Raw genomic sequence first — 18,297 nt, 5'->3', positions numbered from 1 at the left:
CGGACATCATGCTGTAGACGACAACTGGACGTCTGAGTACGCCAGGAAATTGCACCCTTCGAAGAGTGTCTGCGCCTTGCTAGGTGCGCCGTCGCGGTTCGGCGACCAGCGGCCGCCATAGCGTGTGCCGTGCCCTGAATCAAGCATTAGTTGGTGAACCATCCGAAGGTGCTTCGGCCTTGTCGTGATGAATCCGAAGGGCACACGGGCCCCAGGCGCCGAAGGCAGTGCCGCGTGGAGCATGACGACTGCGAAACGCCCTGGATACAGCATCAGCTCAAGGAACTCCTGCCAGCCCTGCGATGACGACTGGGGGCGCAGTAGATGAAGTTCGACCAAGCCAGTGCCTGTGTACTTGCTTCTTACCGCTGGCTCCTGACGCTCGTCTGCCCTGTCGAAGATGTAGAGGTCATCCCCCTTGCCGGTGTTCCGAATGGCTTTTCTGAATGCGTCCACGGACTGTCTGAAGTCATCGCCGCGACCCCAGAGCGTGTAGTCGGGAGCCAGCCAGCCGAGAGAGCTCTGGAAGACCGACTGCCCCTTGCGGCCACTTCGTGCCTCGTGCACATGGCTGAGCACCGCGTCGCGGTTCTTCTTGAGGTACAAGCCGCCAAACAGAGGCTCGATGCCTGCCGGTGCGCTCAAGCCGCGTTCGATGTCTGTCGCCAGTCGGTGTGCATTCAGCTCTTCCGCAGGCGCGTATGGGCGAAAAAAGTCCAGCTCGAACATTGCCAGGAACTCCTGCAAACCTTCGACGCTGCTGCGAGCGCTGGCCTCCAGCGTGGCAGAAACACTCTCACGAAACTCCGACAGCAAGTCCAAGCTTGCGCCGGACTCGAACTCGTTCGGAAGCCGCACCGTCACTGTGTTCTTCGCATCGACCTCCAGACTGACCGTCAGCGGAACAAACCCTGGCTTGCGCGCCTCGACACTTTCAATCGAATGAACACCATAGGAGCGTTCTCGCTCTTCGCCGCGGGAACGGGCGGTCTCGCGTTCGATGTGGGCAAAGCTTTCACGGTAGGCGCGTCGCGCCTGCTCCAGGCTGTTGCCCAAAAGTGCGGCAGGTGGGTTCAGCTTCACCCAGTTGGCCGTGGCGAATGCGAACTCGGCTCGACCTAGCCTAGAGAAGGTCAGCAAGTCGAAAGGTACTACGTCAGTGCGACGCTTCAGCTTGGTCACCCAGGGACAATCGTCTGGTGACGTTTCGAAGCGCTGTCGCATCTCTTCGCTGAGCGTCAGTTCGTCTTCCGTCAGCGTCACGTAGCCCTGCCGGTCCAGTGACTCGATGACCGACAGGGCCTCGGCCTCAGAGAAACCGAAGTACTCACGGAAGGCCGCAAGCGACACGCGCCCGCATGTGTGAAGCAGCCTTAGAACAAACTCGGTGACCGCAGGCAGTCGCTCCTGGGTAGAGATGAACGCGGTGACCTTGAATGGCTGGACCGGCAGGGCGAACGTGATTCTGTTGAATGGGGTGTGGTCGATGCTCATGCCCGGAACTCCTGTGCCTTGGCGATGGTGGCTCGGTCAGCGACACGGAGCGACTCAATCTTCTTCAGCACTTGCCCCAACGGGGTGCTCTCGTTCTTGCCTTTCCACATGGAAGTCGCGCCTACGACCACCAAGCGCTCCATCGCACGCGACATGGCCACATTGATGCGGTTTGGGCTGCGGAGGAACCCCGGATTCTGCTGGGGGTTGTTGCGGACGGTCGAAAGGATGACGATGCGGTTCTCTTTGCCTTGATAGCTGTCGACGGTGTCTACCTTTATCAAGCGCCGCAGGTCTGCCGGAATCCAACGAGCTTCGCTCTTCAGACGATTTAGGACCTCGCGCTGCTTCGAGTACATGCAGATGATGCCCACGATGGGGTCGCCAGGCTGCAAGCCCTCTTTCAGCGCTCGAATTAGCCCAGAGTTCTCAAGCAGCGTCTTTAGAACAGCCATCACCACGCCCGCCTCCGCGTCGTTCCAGCAATCGGTTCTGTCGGGTGAGTTGCTCTCTAGGGCGCTGCGGCCGAGGGGAGCGGTGTCGACCCAGCAGACCTCGTGCCGCAGAGGCGCGGGCAGCAAGCTCGTATCGAGCCAAGAGGCACCACGGCCGGTGGCCAAGCGCCTCTCGTAAAAGACTTCCGACACCAGCTCGCCGATGGTCGGCGCCATCCGGTACTGCTCCTTCAGGGATGCGCCCACCGTCAAGCCGTAAGGCGAGTCGAAGACGCGCTCGAAGTCGCTGGCAAATGCGCGGGAGTCAGGCGCGTAGCCCAACTTCCGCGAGACCACATTGCGTACGTCCTGCTCGAACGTGGGTGGCAACTGTTTGTGGTCCCCCACCAGCAGGATTCGCCGGCCGGTCTGCATCGCTACGGCCAGTTCACTCGGGGCCGCTCGACCAGCTTCGTCGATAACCACCCAGTCATACATGTTCTGGATGACGCCGGCGGCCCGGCGTCCGATGCCCACAAGCGTGCCGGCAACAATGGTTCGTGACTTGGCAAGGAACTCCACGAAGTTTGCTGCCGGTTCGCCCAGCGTTTTGAGCCAGTCGTCAGACATCTTCAGCAGACGTCGAAGCCGTTCGATGGCTTGCGGTGACTGAACCTCATGCATATCGGCAATCTGGTTGTAGAGGTCGTCCAGGACCTCGCCAAGCTGAACCTCGCCGATGTCGTACTGGTAGTCGCGCCTGCAGATGTCCTGCAGCGTCTCCGTCAGCTGCCGGCCTCGCTGAGCGATGAGGTCTTCGTTGGACATCTCCTGTTCATCGCTGGACCTGCGAGCCCTTGAGGACTCAGGCATCTCCGCAGCCAACGCAGAAATCTGGTCAACCAAACGGCCCACATTGACGTGCAGCTTCACAGCGGCGGCTGCAAAGGTAGCGGGCAACCCCATTTCGGTGGCCAAGCGCACAACACGTTCCTTGTACTCAGCCTTGAAGCGCTCGCGATACGACTGTTCGATGGAGGAAGAGTGAAGGTGCCGGATGGTTTCGGAGACCACCGATTCGTGGCCGAGTCGAACGGCATCGAACGCCACCCCCTTGGCTTCGAACAGCTCCAGCGCCTTCTCCAGCGCGTTGTTCACGGCCTCGTGGGCCTGACTCACCACCAGGATGCGCCTTGCCCCTTCCTTCGTCACGAGGTAGTGCAGCAGTGAAGCGATGAACCAGGTCTTGCCAGTGCCAGGCGGCCCTTGCAGAAGACTCAATGGCCCGAACTGCAGTGCTTTTCGGAACGCCTCCTTCTGGCTCTCGTTCAGGCTCTTGTTGCCCTGTGCGTATGCGTTCAGAGCTTCTTCGGAAGGCCGATGAAACTCCATCGGTACCGGCTGTGACCCTGCCGCCTGGAAGTAGTCCACCAGGTCCGGGATGACGGAGCGTCCTTCCAGGATGCGCTCAACCGCCGCGGCTCGGCGCGTCAATGACGCGCTCTCCATGTTGCTGCGCAGCCTCAGCTTTTCTCCGACCTTGGGCGGCTTGCCTGACCAGCGCTCGATGGCCAGCTCAGAGTTGGCGCCGAGCGAGGTGTCCCGAAGCTCCAGGTCGCCGCAACGTCGCCAGAGACCCTCCGCGTTCTGCCTCTCGACCCACGTGTGGTCGTCAATGTCCGGGTCGAAGCCTGCGCCGTCGAGGGAGCAGGGCAGTAGCACCTGGTGCTCGCGCTGAGGATTGCGCCGAACTTCACCAATGACTGTTGCGACCGGCAGCGACTCTTCTTCCGCCGTGAGCAGGGCTTGCCAGAGCTCCTCGATGTCAATCGTCGGTTCCGGCGCGTCTGACGATGCAGACGCATCCGCCGTGCCAGCTAATCCAGCATCCGCAGCAGGCTCGGTGCGTCCATCGCCAGGGAGTGGTTCGTCTGCGTCCTGAACTGGCTGTCCGGTGAACTGTTCAGCCCACAGTTCCAACGAAGGCTCAAGGTCCGATGCGTCGTTGCGAACACCTTCGGACACCACCAGTCTGACGCGAATTCGTCCGAGGCACTTGTCCTGCGCCCAGATGAGTTGGGTCAGGTCCACCGGCTTGACCGTTACCCATGACGAGCGACGTTCCGAGGGCTGCCATTCCACGGTCAAGCGGGCTCCCGCGCCGGTCAGGTGCATGAGTTGGGCGCCGGGGTTCCTTCGCGAGTTCTCCGTCGTTAGATAGAAGTACCCGTTGTCCCCTAGCAGTTCACCCGCAGCCACACCTGTGCTGGATAGCCCGCGGATGGACACACGATGGGGTTCGACGTCAGGTAGGTCTGTTGACTGCCCTTTGCCTGCCAACGCGCTTTGCAGCGGTTCCAGGGCCGAAACTTGCCGCTCTGTCAAAAGCCGCTGAATCTCCTCGCGTACCCTTTCAAGTCCTAGCAAGCTGCTGTCTTCTTGGCCTTGCACGAGTACTTCGTTCAACACGGCCGCCAAGGCGTAGCGGTCCCTGCCCAGCGGCGAGAGCGTCTTGTAGTCCGGTGGCAGGTAGGCGGTGGAGTAGGCATCGCCGGCTGCCCGTCGGAAGTCCAGCATGTCTACGAGTACAGGCTGGCCATCTGGCTTGACGACGATGTTGTCGGGCTTGATGTCGCCGTGTGGCCATTCGAAGTCGTGCATCTGGGCAAGCGTGCTCGTCAACGCCTTTGCGACAGCGAGCCTGGCCTCTCGCTCCTGAGGGGTCTTCAGCCACTCAGTCAGCGTTACCCCTTCGACCCAGCGCTGCACCACCAGCAAGCTGCGCCTGCTCAGGCCGCTGTCCAGCACCGCAGCGACCCCAGGTAGGGCTGCTGCACGCAGGTTGCGGGCGCGTTCCAGGAAGGACAGCAGGCGAATGGCCTGGTCAGGGCGCTTCAGGTCGGGTTCGACGCCATGCCATTCCTTGACCAGTACAGGGTGTCCTTCGAATGTGCTTCGGAACGCCAGAAGGTCGTCATCGTCAGCGAGCGGCTCGCCCTCCTCGGGGTAGTCTCGAACGCGGCTCTTGGCTCGGTAGACGTCGAAGGCGGCGAGGTCGATGACCTGCTCGTTGTCGCCCTTGGAGGCCTCGTTGAGAGCCTCCAGCATGTCGCGCGCGGTCTCGAAGCGCGCCTTCGGCTCCCGGCTGAGTGCTTTCGCCAGCACCGTGTCCAGCGAGCCACCAAAGGCATCGGACGCTCGCGGTTCCCACACATAGTGCCCATCCACGCGTGGTGGGCGTTCGCCGTGCAACATCAGATGTGCCAGCACACCGAGCATGTAGACGTCGCGCCTGAAAGGCGTCGCACCATCTAACTGGCTCGCATCCTCGGGCAGGTTGGAGCGTTCCACCTGTACGCGCTCGCGGAACGTCCCGATGGTGGCCATCGTCGGGTAGTACGCCGCTGGGAAGCCAGAAATGACGACCTTGGCTGGACGCTCGACCCATAGACAGTGCGCGCCGATGTCACGATGAGCCACATTCAGGTCATGCAGGTCGGCGAATCGCTGCAGCATGGCCTTGACCAGAACAACACGTTCCGGTGGCGTGAGCTTGGGCAGCCCGGCGTTGACGAACTCGCTGAGGCGCGTCACCTTGGGCGGTAGCGCATACAGCTCCGCAAAGTCGCGTGTGACGTCGGCCTCCGCCATACGGGCTATGGGGCGCAGCAGGCTACGCGAGAGTTCCTCGTTCCGAGGCTCTACGTGCTCGAAGACGCGCTGCTCGCGCAGTCCGATGAACCCGCGCTCGCCTTCGCCGATGAGCTCGCTGCCCATCGCGCCAAAGTCCCATTGACGAAGCAAGGCGAGCTTGTCCGGGTCGTGCTTCTCCTTGGCGCGGAACTCCGCATAGAGCTTCTTCGGGTGCTCCCACAGCGGCTGCGCGTCAGGGCGATAGCCATGGATGTTGAAGCCTGCTGGTCGGCCCTTTTGACCTTCAAAGAACAGGTCGTAGGCGTTCAGGTATGCAAGCGGATTGATGCGTGCCGGGCGGGTGACAAATTTGCGGTACTCGGCTTCCTTCGCCCAGTCCAGAAGCTCGTCCAGGAACAAAACCGACTCAGCCTCCTTCGTCTCCTCGGACAGGTCGAGCTCATTGATGCTGCCAGTCAAAACGACAAATGAAAGCACCAGAGGAGTCTTGGCCGGGCCGACGCGCGTGTTGAGCGTTGTGCCAAGGCGCTTGGCCTTCAGATTGGCCAGCGGCACTGGCGAGCGACCTCGTGGTTGACCGTCCACGTACCAGTTTCCGCCGCGCTCCGTGAGCTTGTTGCCACGCCAGTTCTTCAGCTCAAGGACGATGATGTGGGTGTGGGTAACAAGAACGAGGTCGAAGTCGTCATCACCCCCGCCCGGGCCGCCGCGCGCCAGCTTGAACGAGGCGTATCCACGCCATCCCTTGGTGAACGCGGAGGCGTCGAAGGTTTTCTGAATCTTCTGTTGTGCGTCGATTTCAGAGGCCGGTACCCCGGCCTTCTCGATGAGACGAATATCCACTGAGTTGTTCCTCCCTGCGCGGCCTTTACGGCTTCGACAGCAGTGTTATCACTTCAGATTCCAGGCAGTGGTCAGCACATCTATCAGGTCTCCCTGCCGTTGCTCAACCACGGCGGGCGTCCAAGTAGGCGTGTTGAGCACTTGCGTTGTCAAGACGTAGGAAGAAACTCCTTGCTTGCCACCAAAGTACGCCTTCTTCTTGCGCTCGAAATCATGGTTTTGAGCTTGGGAGTTCCGGCGCTGGTTGAGTGGGACCAGATTTGCCAACCGGTGCAGCCAACGCGACTGGTCCGCCGTGTTTGGCCACTGCGCGGCCCACACCGAATCCTTTGCCACGGTCTGAGGCAGGACGTGTTCGATGGTCAGGATGGATGGGTCGTAGGTTGCTGCTCCGTCGGCAAGGAAGGAGTCAAGCCGAAGGATGAGGTAGTTTCTACGCCGTGCTGTTAGGAGGTAGACCTCCCCTTGAAGGTGGGCGAAGAAGGTAGATTTTTCGTGACTGGTGAGCTCCACTGCCGACACCGGCTCGTTCTTGGAGTGAGGCCTTTCCAGCGCGGTCAGAACTCGACCGTAGCGCTCGATACGAGCATTCACGTCGTAGCCACACACATGCATGCATGCGGCAAGCGCCTCCAGCCGCTTGAGAAACCAATGCACGTACTCGGCGTCGGACTCATGCTCGGCGAGGAACTTCATCGCGCTAGGCAGCCAGTCTGAGTTGTCGATGCGATTCAACCAACGCAGCAGCGTGTTGATTTCCGCGGCGTTCGACGTTGAAACGTACTGCGCGTGCTTCGCCACCAGATAGGCCTGGGTGTAGGGCTCGATGACATTCGTCACCAAGTCTTCGGCAGACAGGACCTTGTCAATCACCCGCTCGCGAAACTCCTCAAGCAACGCCCGGCGCGCCTTGTCCTTCGCATAAATCATGCGGATGTGCCCGAAGACTTCGGCGAAACCATCTCGGCCGGTCTCGACTTCGAGCTCCTCCCAGGTGTCGTTGTAGGTGTTCCGTAGTCCAGGCTTCACCTTCCCGATGACATCCGACTTAATGATGTCCGTCGGCAAAAGGTCAAGGCCTCGACTGTTGAGTACCGAGAACACACGGAAGGCAGACTGCTGACTGGGCGTGGAAACGGCCACCAGGAAGCAGCGCTGCACGAGGAAGCCACCGAACTGGGTTGCAGCCTGCGTGTCGGCTCCAAACGCGGAGTCGAGGCGTTGCAAAAACAGTCTGGCGTTGGCCTGAATGTTCCTTTGCGACTCGTTTTCCAACTGGGCAGGGTCCAGGGCTAACAAGTCGTCAAAGGCCACGTCCTGCACATAACGCTTGAAGAACGCACGGTCCCGGTCACGCAGGGTCAAACGTGGCTTCTGCGCAAGCCCTTCCAGCACATTGCCGGGTTCACACAGATACCGATGGAACGCATCGCGAATTTGTCCCGAAGCTCGGTGTGTCAGCGCGGCAAGCAGGATGGTCAGTGTTGTCAGCCGCTGCTGACCGTCGATGACCTCTGCATGAGGCTTCCCTTCGTCCTTGATGAGCACGATGCTGCCCAGGAAGTACGTGTCCTCCTTGTCCTCTTTGCTGTAAAAGTCGTGGAGGTCAGAGAACAATTCGCCCGCCTGCACGGTAGTCCATGCGTAAGGCCGCTGATAGCTTGGAATAACGTAGTCGAAATCCGAGCTGAAGATTTTGGCGAGCGGGTGCTCCGCACCACTTATTTTCTTGGACATGCTGTTTAGTTCTCCCTGGCTTACTTGTTAGAAGTGGTACTTCTCGCTGCGCTGCTTGAAGGCTTGCTCTGAGCCCTCCATGATGTCCAGCACCGCCTCAGCCACGCCCTTGCGGTCGAGGCCGCCCTGGGCGCGGGGCTTGCCGCGTCCATCGCGCGCTTCGAGGGCGTAGATTTGCTCGGCGTCTGCGTTGACCGGCAGGTTCGCGTTGTGCGTGGCGACTATCAGTTGTCGCTTGCTCTTCGCTGCTCGCAGGTCGCGGACCAGAGTCCGGTAGATGAAGCTCGAGTCCAGCTCGTCCTCGGGCTGGTCAATAACGATGGGGCCTTCTCCACGCGCCAGCATCAGGTTCAGCAAGACGGTGTTCCGTTGCCCCTCTGACAAGGCGCCGCTCATGGAGCCGGCAACGGTCCGGTCCTCGCGCAACAGCTCCACGTCGATGCCGTCGCTTACCCGAGAGAGGCGCACGTCCTCCCAAAGGGGCCGGACGTTGTCGCTGTCGAGGTGAACGAACAACGCTTGGTGCAGGCCCTCAAGGAGCACGGTCTCCAGCACGCCCGTGTCTGTCCTCGCCGCTTCCAACGTCTCCCAGACGGACGCTTCGCCACGGCGTCCCCACTCTCGAAAGAGCTCGTCACCGTAGTCTTCCCATCGGCGGGCGAGCTTGCCCCGCTTGTCCGCTGGAGCCAACCGCGCCCAGGCGGCCTTGAAGGACGCCTCGTCGGCCATGAAGTCGGTGGTCAAGCGGACGGTCTGAGAGGCCACAGCGGCCTGAATGGCTTCGGCCGTTGCCCGTCGGGCATCGAACTGCGAGCGCCAGACCCCGTGTAACTCGCCGAGCACCTGCGGAAACTTGTCCGCTTCGGTCTGTACCTCGGCCAGTCGCTTTTGTCGTTCCTCGACCAGCTTCAGCTTCTCCTGACGCTTCTCTTCCAAGCCCTGCATTCGGGCGATGTCGTCTTCCCGGATGCCACTCGCAACGCAGGCCGCACGAAAACGCTCCTGCACAGCGGCAATTTCTTGCTCGGTCGACTGGGTGGCGCCTTCCCCAAGGCAGGCGGCCATTGCTTGCTGGTAGCCGGTCATGGCTTCGGTGATGGCCGCGGCCAAGTCCGCCCGCGCCTGCTCCATCTGCGCCGTGGCGCCCTTGAACCAAGCCGCATTCGGCCACTTGTCTGCATTGGCAGAGAGCGGCTCCAGCGGCGTGCCCAACTGCTGCAGCACCTGGTTCACCGCCTCCACCACAGGCGAGTCTGCTACCTTCATGCGGTTGAGGTGCCGGCGAGCCTCCAGTGCAAGCTGGTTCAGTTGCGAGTCCTCTTGGACCGCCTCACGCGCTTTCAACTGCCGCTCCAGTTCGACAGCCTCTTGCTGCGCCTCGGCGACCTCAGCTTGCAGGCGGGCGGCGTCGCGTGTGCTCTGGAAGAGCGCCTTCAGGCGCGCCTTGAGGTCGCGCTCGGTCGCCTTGAGCTCCAACAGCGAAGCCCCGGCGGCCGTGTCAATCAGTGCCAAGACCTGAGCCTGACCCTGTGCGCCGTTGGTCATGCGGCTCAGCTCGCCTTGGCTGAAGAACTGAAGCTGGAGCTGGCGAAGCACGGTGTTCAGGTCGGCCACTTCGCGACCATCCAACCACCGTTGCTGGCCTGCAGGCTTCCCAGGCGCGTAGACCAAGGTGTCCGACACCCCGTTGCCTACCTCGAAGGTGACCCGCAGTTCCGCCTCAGGCTTCAGCGACTCCTTCAGCAGCTCCCGCTTTCGGCGCAGGGATGGGTCGTCGTCCTCACCCTTGGATGCGGGTTCATCAGGGCCGATGGCAAACCGCACGTACTCCAGCAGGGACGACTTGCCGCTGCCGCGACCGCCGATGACGCAGTTGAAGCCCTCCGAGAAGTGCACGTCCTGGTCTTCGAGGAACTTCGCCCCTCGAACCGAGACCTTGGTGATGCGCGGATGCACCTGCGCCTCGCTCGGGCGAGCGCCCTGCAGCTGGATGCGGGACAAAGGGTCCAGGAACGCCTGGCGCAGCGCCTCGATGGAGGGCTTAGACATCTTGAGCCACGTGTGCCGGTAGCCCAGAGAGTTGGCGACAGGCTGCCCCAGGTCGTCTACCTTGAGCGACTTGGCGTCCGACGACATCACGTAGGCCGGGTGGCAGTCCGGCCTGGCCCATGCGCGGTCGCGCCCTTCAACAACGTCAAGAACCCGTTGAGCGGGAGGGTTGGCCGTCACCTCAAACGCCAACAGCTTCTTGTTCTTGTAGTCCTCGATATGGCGAGGGTCGCCCAGCAGACCGTCGTTCTGGTCGGCGTGGGCTGCAATGACGATGCCCTTGTGCTGCTCTTGAACCAGCTCAATCAGCTCCTTGAGGCTGACGGTGGCGTTGTTTCGTCGCAGGGGCATCGGGCGTCCCTGTCGGAAGCGTTCGTTCTCGTCGAGCCCCAGCTTGCAGAGCAGGCGATTCACCCGCCAGACATGGCTGGCCTTCTTGGCTGGCTCGAACAGACACAGCACGTGGTAGCCGATGTCGACCTCGAAGCCAGGAAGGATGTGCAGCGGTTGGCGCCCCAACTCCCTGGCAACCGACTTGTTCTGCTCCACCAGGTGCGTCAGAAACCAGTCCCGCGGGTCCGTCTTCTGCGAGAAGTTGTGGTCCGTGACGCCAATCAGCTCGAGCCCCACCTCGTGGCAGCGATGAAGGTAGGCCCGCGCAATCTCCTGGAGGCGGTTTTCATCGGGCTTTGCTGGTCCCACAACGCCGTTGGCATCCGGTGCCGGCACAACCATCGGTCGGCGCGGCTCCGGCAGCCGGGTGTCAGCATCGCCCCAGTGCGTGGCGTCTTCGGGCGTTTGGACCTGGAAGTCGCAGTTGAACCATCGCATCCCTTCGTAGTCAGCCACGGCGCGCCTCCCGCGCTGCTTGCTTCTCCGCCACCGTCAGGTGGTGGTCGTTGATGCGGTCACCACCAAAGGTCTTGAACCACGGCGCACTTTCCACATCCTTGCCGCGGTCCTTGTCCCAGGTGATGTTGAGCTTGGGCTTCTGGTTGTGACGCAGCACTTTGGCCGTCATGAACGGGCGGATGTTCAGGCGCACGCCGTCGTTGAGGTCGGGGTTCCAGCCGATGGGTTGCTCGGCCATCGGCTTCCAGCGCACGAAGGTGTCGTAGCCGGTCTTGCCGTCGGACTCGCCTTCGAGGATGAGCTCCAGGCGGCGTTTGAGGTCAAGGGCTGCTGCCAGACGCTGCGGGGCGTTGTCGATGCCATCACGCACTCCAGCCTCCTGTTGGCGTATCCAGTCGCCCAGGTAGGTGTGGATGAGGCGCTCGAGCTTCTTGTGGTCGAGCTGGTGGTAGTTCACCAGCGCGGCAAAGCCGTCCTTCAGGCCGTCCCACACATGCCAGATGAAGGGGCGGTGATGGAAGCGCTGGGCGTGCTGCTCGAAGAACTTGTCACGCAGCCAGACGTCCAGGCCCTTGCCGGTGCAGTCGGCATCGGCCAGCAGCTTGTCGAGCACGGCGGGCTTCCAGCTGCCGGGCTGCACGGTCTCCCAGGCGGCAATCAGCAGCTTGAGCAGGCGGTCATGAGCAGGCGCCTCGCCGCGCACCGAGGGCAGGCAGACGATGCCGTCGTCGTCAGTGTGCTCGGCCAGCTTCCCGCAGCGGGCAATCCAGGTGCGGGCCTCGTCGGCCAGTTCCATCGCTGTGTCGGTCTCGGCCGGCCAGCGGTAGCCGGTCAGACGGGCGACAGCGACCTGCATCGGGTCAGTGGCGGGCTGCGGGTGGCCATGAAACAGCCATTGAGTGGGGTCATCTGAGTAAGGCGACAGTGCTCTAGTTTCAGCGAGAGCCGCCGCCTCTAGCCGCCAATAGTCAATATCAAATGGCACGTTGACGAGAGAGCCTGTCGAAACGCTGACTTTCTGGTTCACCTTTCTCAAATTATCCAAGTACGAGTCATGCGAACAGTACGCCCAGATGGCGGGCAAATCCGCTTGGTCGTATGGCACTATCGCCGCGGTAATCTTTTCGTGTCGGTCGCCAAAATATAAACTTCGAGGAACAGTTCCCATCTGGCCGACCAGGACACCCCGCCTGCCCCATGCCCCATGTCCACGAATGCGTGCAGGAGGGAAGCGAGAAATCTCACCCTGCCCTCCCTCCCATTTGAATACACGCGTTAGTCCCCCGAAAGGAGTTGTTGCTTCGGCCGCGCCAGCGAGCTTTTCCCAGATTCCATCTTGCCAGGAGTGCAATTCCCAATAGCTACGGATGAATCGCTCTGTATCGCCCGCCGACAATCCTTCCACACTCTTCGCATACTTCGCCAGAAGATTATCAGAGCTGAGGGGCTCAAGCGAGATAACCAGCCCTGGATTGCTCAACTGGTCTGACTGGGGCATTTCAACCACCGCCCCTTCTCTCAAAACATTTGCTTTTGCAAACGCCTGCCTTGCCGCAGTGGCATCTATACCCCGCAGCTGATTGCCCTCTACTTCGGCACTCACTGTTTGTGTAATGAGGACAGCCTGAACCACCTCGCCACTGATGGTTTCGAATGCGCCTGGGCCAAGTCTCGCTAGAAGATTCCATCCGACTCGCCGAAGCAATGATTCGCGCTGCAGCCTATAGCTCGCGAGGAAGAGCCAGTTCTGCGGCATAACGACTTGAACAACCCCTCTGGCGCAACCATTTTCAGGAGAGAAGGCGAACTCCAAGCAACGCTCTAGGAATACGTTGGCCAAGTCATTTCGGGCGTTGGGATAGTGGTTGTCGCAATAGCTGCGAAGTACATCGTCCTGCTTCCCGCGCGCAAGATAGGGGACATTGGTCACTACTAGGTGGTAGCGGCCATCCAGCAACCTGGCCGCATCCAGCAGACCCTTGGCGGTGAGCGCCAAATCCCAACTGTCGTCCTGCAACTCGCTGGCCTGACCCCACAGCGTGGCCGGGCGCTCGGTGGCCAGTGCACGCCCCAGCAGGTCGCGCAGGGTTTCGAAGCTGGACGTGGCCAGGTCGTTCTTCAGACTGCGCGCCGGGTCCAGCAGGCTGCCCAGCAGCGGTGCCTGGGCGAAGCTGGCGTGCAGCAGGCGCAGTTCCTGGCGCAGGTAGGCGGCGTTGGCGGCGTCGTCCGGCACCAGGGCCATCCAGTCCTCGGGCTTGGCTGCCACCTTCAGGCCGCAGCAGGCCACCTGCGGCGCGGGCATGTCGGCGCGCACGCCCAGCGGGTCGCCGTTCTCGTCCGGGAAGCGCCAGGCCGCCAGGGCCAGCGCGAAGACCGCGATTTCCACGCAGCGGGCGTCCAGCTCCAGGCCGTGCAGGTTGTCGGCCAGGACGGCGTCCACCGCATCCATCGCGCTCAGGCCCTCAGCCTCCATGCGCATGGGCACCAGCAGCAGGAAGGCCGCCACCAGGAAGTGGCCCGAGCCGCAGCAGGGGTCCAGCAGCTTGAACTCTTCGAGCTTGCTGGGCCAGCCTTCGAACTTTCCGGCGGCGGGCGTGCCGTTTTCCAACGTGCGCAGGTAGGTCAGCGGCACGGGGCAGGTCTGGCCGGGGTGGCGCGTCACCCACCAGGCGCCCAGCGAGTTGTGGAGCAGGAAGTCCACCATGTAGGGCTCGGTGAACAGCTGGGTGACGGCGGGCAGCTCGTCGGCGCCAATCTTCACCTCCGAGGCGTTGACCTCGTCCTTGCGCTTAGCCTGCCAGAACTGGTAGACCCAGCCCAGGCTGTCGCTGGCCTTGAACACCTCGGCCGGCAGGCCGCTAAGCAGGCGCTCCAGCTCACGCTGGTGCTCTGGCGCGAAGGCCAGCTCGAACACTGGGCTCTGCGGCTTGAACACCTGCGGCAGCATGCGGGCGGCCAGCTTGCCAGCCAGCTCCCATTGCGTCTTGGCGCCCAGGTTCATCGCCGGGTCGGCTTCCTGCACCAAGGCTTCGCAATCATCCAGCGACACCGCCGCGCCGGGCTCCCACAGCAGCAGGCCGTTCTCGGCCAGGAAGCGGGCGAACAGCATGCGGTGCCAGTGCTCGTAAGCCACCTCCCAGACCAAGTGCTGCAGGGCCTGGGTGTCGTCGCCGGCCTTCTTGTCGCCCAGGGCACGGCCGTGGGCGCGCAGGCGGCGACGCAGGGCCTTGAGGTCGTCAGTCAGGTAGCTGGGGGCGCTGGCTTCGCCCACGGCCAGTTGGCTCAGGGCGGCGTGGGCACCCCTCTCGGCCACGTCGCGGGCGGACTTGACGGTGGCTTCGAGCTGGCTGCGCAGGGGCTTAGACAGGGGAACGTTCGTCAGCGTCATGCAGGGTTCTCTCCAGGCTCAGCGGAACGCGGTCGCCGACCGTAGTGCGAAGACTCCACCCAACCTTGCAGCTGGTGCGAGAACGGCAGCCAAGCGGCGCGCGAGCCGAGCCGGGCCAGGTACTCATGTGCGGTGCCGGGCTCCCACTGGTATCGCTCTGAGAAGCGGTCCAAGAACCCGAGAAGGTGGAAGAAGGCTTGGTTAGGCAGGTGATGTGGAAGGCTCTCGCCAAGGTAGTCGCCGTTCATTCCTTGGTACTCCACGAGGTCGCGATGCAACTGCAGCATGAACTCGTCGATGACGCTTCGGACCACCGTGTGGTCCAGGCCCAGGTTGGACGCTGTCTCACCTATCGGGTCGAACGCTCGCTCTTGAGTCATAGCGCCACCGGGCCCTGTTTGAGCTTGGTGCGCAGCAAGGCCTCGACTTCCGCCAGCCATGCTTCGAGCTCAGCTGTGTCGTTCAAGGTGCGCTTGGGCAGCGCCACGTGCGCCACGTTGGGCTTGAGCAGTTGAACCGCTGCACGGCGCGCGGCTTCGAAGCGGCTGGACAAGGCCTGGGTCCTGGAGACCCAGTGGTCCAGGTCGCAGTCGTCCAGCGCGTCTTGCAGTTGCTCGGGCGTGCCGAGTGGCAGCGAAGTCGGCGCGGCAAGGTGATGCTTGTCGCTGAGGTCTGCCCGCTGTTGGTCGTTGAGCTTCTTCCACTCGCCGTCGGCTTGGAGCTGGTCGCGCTGCTGCTCGTACGCCAACTGGAAAGCGTCCAACTTGGTCTTCAGGGCCTGGCGCAGTAATTCGACGGTCTTGTCCAACAGTGGCCGCACGGGGTCAGGGTCGGCCAGCAGGCTGCGCTGGGCCTCGACAGCCGCCACCTCGGCCTTGAGTGCGGAGTAAGGCCCTAGCGTCTTGGCGTGGCGCAGCAGCTCTTTCAACTGATGCCAGGTGGGCAGGCGCTTGGCGATGTCGTTGGCAGTCTTGCTCCAGGACTTCGACAGCCCTGCGACTTCGTCGTTGCGGTTGAACAGTTCGAGCAACTGGGCATTGCCGGTCTGCGCCTCGATGGCTTCGATGACGGCCAGCTTAGGCAACTCGGGCGCAGGTGAGGCGCCACCTGCCTTGGAGGCCTGCTCACGCAGCTTGGCGAGCAGGGCTGGAAGCTTGTTCAGCTCGTCCTTGGGCTGGCACGGCACGCCCACCGTGTTGAAAAGGGAGCGAATCTTCAGGAACTGAGGTGCCGTGATGTTGATGCTCTCACGCTGGAAGCTGGTCTGCGTCAGCTTGGCGCGGTCCAGGCTCTTAGCGTCCACGGCCTTTGACGCCGCATCGGTCGCCTTGATGTGGCCCGCGGCCAGCAGGGCGTACAGCGCGCCGTCGATGGCGTCGCGCGGCCAGCCAAAAGGTGGCGCCTCGAAGTTGTCGCGAATCTCGGCACCCTTCTTGCCCGGGCCGATGTAGGCCAGCAGCTTCTGGCAGACCGGGTGCTTGTCGGCCTCCTGAGTGTGGCCCACGGCTTTCAGCGCCTCCAAGTTACCCTTCCGAGCTTCATCGAGCACCTTGCTCCACAGGTCGTGGTCGGCGGCGTCGAACTGGCTGTAGAGGCGGACGGCGGAGGACTTGGCCGCTCGGTTGATGCGGTCTGCTAGGTCGTTGCCGTCCTGCGCCTCCTGGCCACCGGCCTGGAACACCCGCACGCCGGCGAAAAGCTGGTCCAGCAACTCGGCCAGTTCCTTCTCGGCGGTGCGCTGGCGGCTTTCCATCGAGCGCTGCGCGTCGCGGCCTTCCTCGGTGGAGGGGCTTCCCTTCTTTTGCAGCGTGGTACGCGCCGCTTCCAACGCCACTATGGCTTCGGTCAGCTTGGTCTTGTGCTGCGCAGGGATAAACGCGAAAAGCGTTGGGTTGTCGGCGGCCTTGGCCTTGGCATCGGCAATGAGGGACTTCTCTTCCGTCGGCCCACCGTCCTGAATCCACAGGTATAGGCTCTTGTCGTTGTCCTTGGGGAGGATGTCATCGTAGGATGGCACCAGGCGACGCTCGACGTTGTCCTTGCCCTGAACGACCCGGACCTTCTTCAGCACGTCGCTGAAGCGCCCCTTGAGCAAGTCGGCTCGCTTCTGCTCGATGCGTTGAGGGGCCGCTGTGAGCTCGGCCTCCTGCGCACGGAACTCGTCGTACCAGGCGCTGGACTCGCGAGTCTGCAGACGGAACTCCGTCCCGCTGCCGCCTGCGAGCGCCATGACCAAGCGGTCTTTGTTCTGCAGTTCGTCAAGCAGCGCGGGCAGTTGCTTGCGGAGTTCAGACGACCCGGCGGACAGGTCGGTCACAAGCAAGTCAGCCAAAGCTTCCTCGGTCGCCTTCAGACCGATGTCCACCGCGGCCTCGTGGGGCAGCTTGTTGATGAGATAGATGAGCTTGAGAAGCTTGCCCTTGAGCTGGGCATGAGGGGCGCCGGCGGCGAACTTCTGGACGTTCTCGAAGACCTCCTTGGGCAACAGAGCCGTGGAGACCAGGTTCGCGGCAATCTGGTCGTACAGAAAGTCGCCGGAGACGACGTGGCCCAGAGGCGCATCGGCCGTGGCCATCACCGCCTCATGCACTACACGCAACTGGCTGCGCAGCTGCGACACGGTGCCGGTGGTGTCGATGGTCCGAAGCACACGTTCCCAGAAGCGCCGGCGAACCGGCAGCAGTGGGTAGTCGGACGTCATCACGTCCTCATCGTCGGTGACGTGCTCGAGCTTGGTGCCGCGCAGGTGCCGGGAGATTTCGCCGAGGTTGGCGCGCCAGACATGCTCGACATCGGGCTGGGCCGACGGCTTCTTGGCCAGGATGATTTGGCGGGTGACGTTCTCGACGTCCCAGTCGCCGAGCATCACCTGCACAGGGAAGCGACCCATCAGGCGCTGCAGGTTGGGCATGCCCGACAAGGCGGACTGGCCGGTGCCCACGAACAGCAGCTTGCCGTTGAAGTGCTTGGACAAGGTCTCAGTGACCTCCTGCACTTGGAAGGCCTTCTCCGCATCGGCACCGATGTACTGCTGCACTTCGTCCAGGACGACCAGCGTCAGAGGGAATTTGCCGTCCACGGCAAGCGCCGCCTCGATGGCGGTGGTCATCTGCTCGCTGGTGACGTCGGTGACCTGCGGGAACTGTTCTTTGAGCAGCTTGCGGGCGTCGGCCTCGGTGTGGGCGAGGTCAGGGCGGGCCTTCAACAGCGCTTTGGCGAGATGGCCGGACACGTACATGTGAGGCAGCTCTTGGGCCAGCGAGCGTCCAGTGGCCTTCAGCTCAGCTTCGACCATGGGCAGGAGGTGTTCGCGGGTCATCCACAGCACGAGCTGCGCCTGGTTGTACTGCTCGGGCAGGCCCTTGGACTTGAACACGATTCCGAGCAGTGCCAGGCGGACCTTGTCACCGGCACCTGCACCGAGCTTCCCGGCCGCTGCGTGCAGCGTGCCGTGCCGCTTGCCCTGGGTGCTGAGTTCCTTCAAGTGCTCGAACACGCTGGTGGGCAGCTTGGCCAAGCTGCGGGCGGTGGCGCCGTCAGCGAACTGGTAGTCGGTCCACAGTGTGCGAAGCATCTTGGCCAGGTGCGACTTGCCGCTCCCATAGAAACCGGAAATCCAGACGCCCGGCTGCTCTGTGCCAGCGTCCAGGTTCACAAGGAACTTGTCGAGGATGGTCTCGAGACCCTTCTCGTACTGACCGTCGCAGACGAAGGTCTCGAGCTCATAGCGCAGGATGCCTTGAGCGGCTGCGGAATGGTCCTCGGAGACCTCGGCAACGCCGTTGTTGACGAGGCGGTTTTCCTTGGGGGCCTTGTTGTAGATATCCCTGTTCAGCATGGTTGTCC

The 18,297-nt window shown here is 62.5% G+C and carries 7 protein-coding genes; all 7 read right to left on the bottom strand.

Annotated elements, in window-relative coordinates:
* Positions 1–6: 6 nt before the first annotated feature.
* Positions 7–1,494: a hypothetical protein gene (locus B0W88_RS00895; protein ID WP_077032757.1), complete on the bottom strand. Its 1,488-nt coding sequence runs from the start codon at positions 1,492–1,494 to the stop codon at positions 7–9.
* Positions 1,491–6,425, bottom strand: a complete 4,935-nt coding sequence (locus tag B0W88_RS00890; RefSeq protein ID WP_077032756.1) for an AAA domain-containing protein — start codon at positions 6,423–6,425, stop codon at positions 1,491–1,493. The genes B0W88_RS00895 and B0W88_RS00890 overlap by 4 nt, the downstream gene beginning before the upstream one ends.
* A 48-nt stretch (positions 6,426–6,473) precedes the next feature.
* Entirely contained in the window at positions 6,474–8,162 is a 1,689-nt protein-coding gene (locus tag B0W88_RS00885; protein ID WP_077032755.1) for a DUF262 domain-containing protein, read from the bottom strand.
* 27 nt (positions 8,163–8,189) lie between these two features.
* The gene (locus B0W88_RS00880) at positions 8,190–11,060 is read right to left on the bottom strand and encodes a TrlF family AAA-like ATPase (protein ID WP_077032754.1); all 2,871 of its coding nucleotides are present in this window, start codon (positions 11,058–11,060) and stop codon (positions 8,190–8,192) included.
* Positions 11,053–14,451 (bottom strand): DNA methyltransferase, encoded by a 3,399-nt coding sequence (locus tag B0W88_RS00875; RefSeq protein WP_077032753.1) that lies wholly within the window; start codon positions 14,449–14,451, stop codon positions 11,053–11,055. The genes B0W88_RS00880 and B0W88_RS00875 overlap by 8 nt, the downstream gene beginning before the upstream one ends.
* Positions 14,448–14,765, bottom strand: coding sequence for a hypothetical protein (locus B0W88_RS33415; RefSeq protein ID WP_158080769.1), 318 nt, complete (start codon positions 14,763–14,765; stop codon positions 14,448–14,450). Before B0W88_RS33415 ends, B0W88_RS00875 begins: the two co-directional genes overlap by 4 nt.
* 62 nt (positions 14,766–14,827) lie before the next feature.
* Positions 14,828–18,289: a BREX system P-loop protein BrxC gene (brxC, locus tag B0W88_RS00865; protein ID WP_077032751.1), complete on the bottom strand. Its 3,462-nt coding sequence runs from the start codon at positions 18,287–18,289 to the stop codon at positions 14,828–14,830.
* Positions 18,290–18,297 lie beyond the last annotated feature (8 nt).

Source organism: Pelomonas sp. KK5, from assembly GCF_001984095.1.
Classification (GTDB): Bacteria; Pseudomonadota; Gammaproteobacteria; order Burkholderiales; family Burkholderiaceae_C; genus KK5.
The sequence above is the reverse complement of the archived record's forward strand: the minus strand, read 5'-3'. Positions and strand labels throughout refer to the sequence as shown.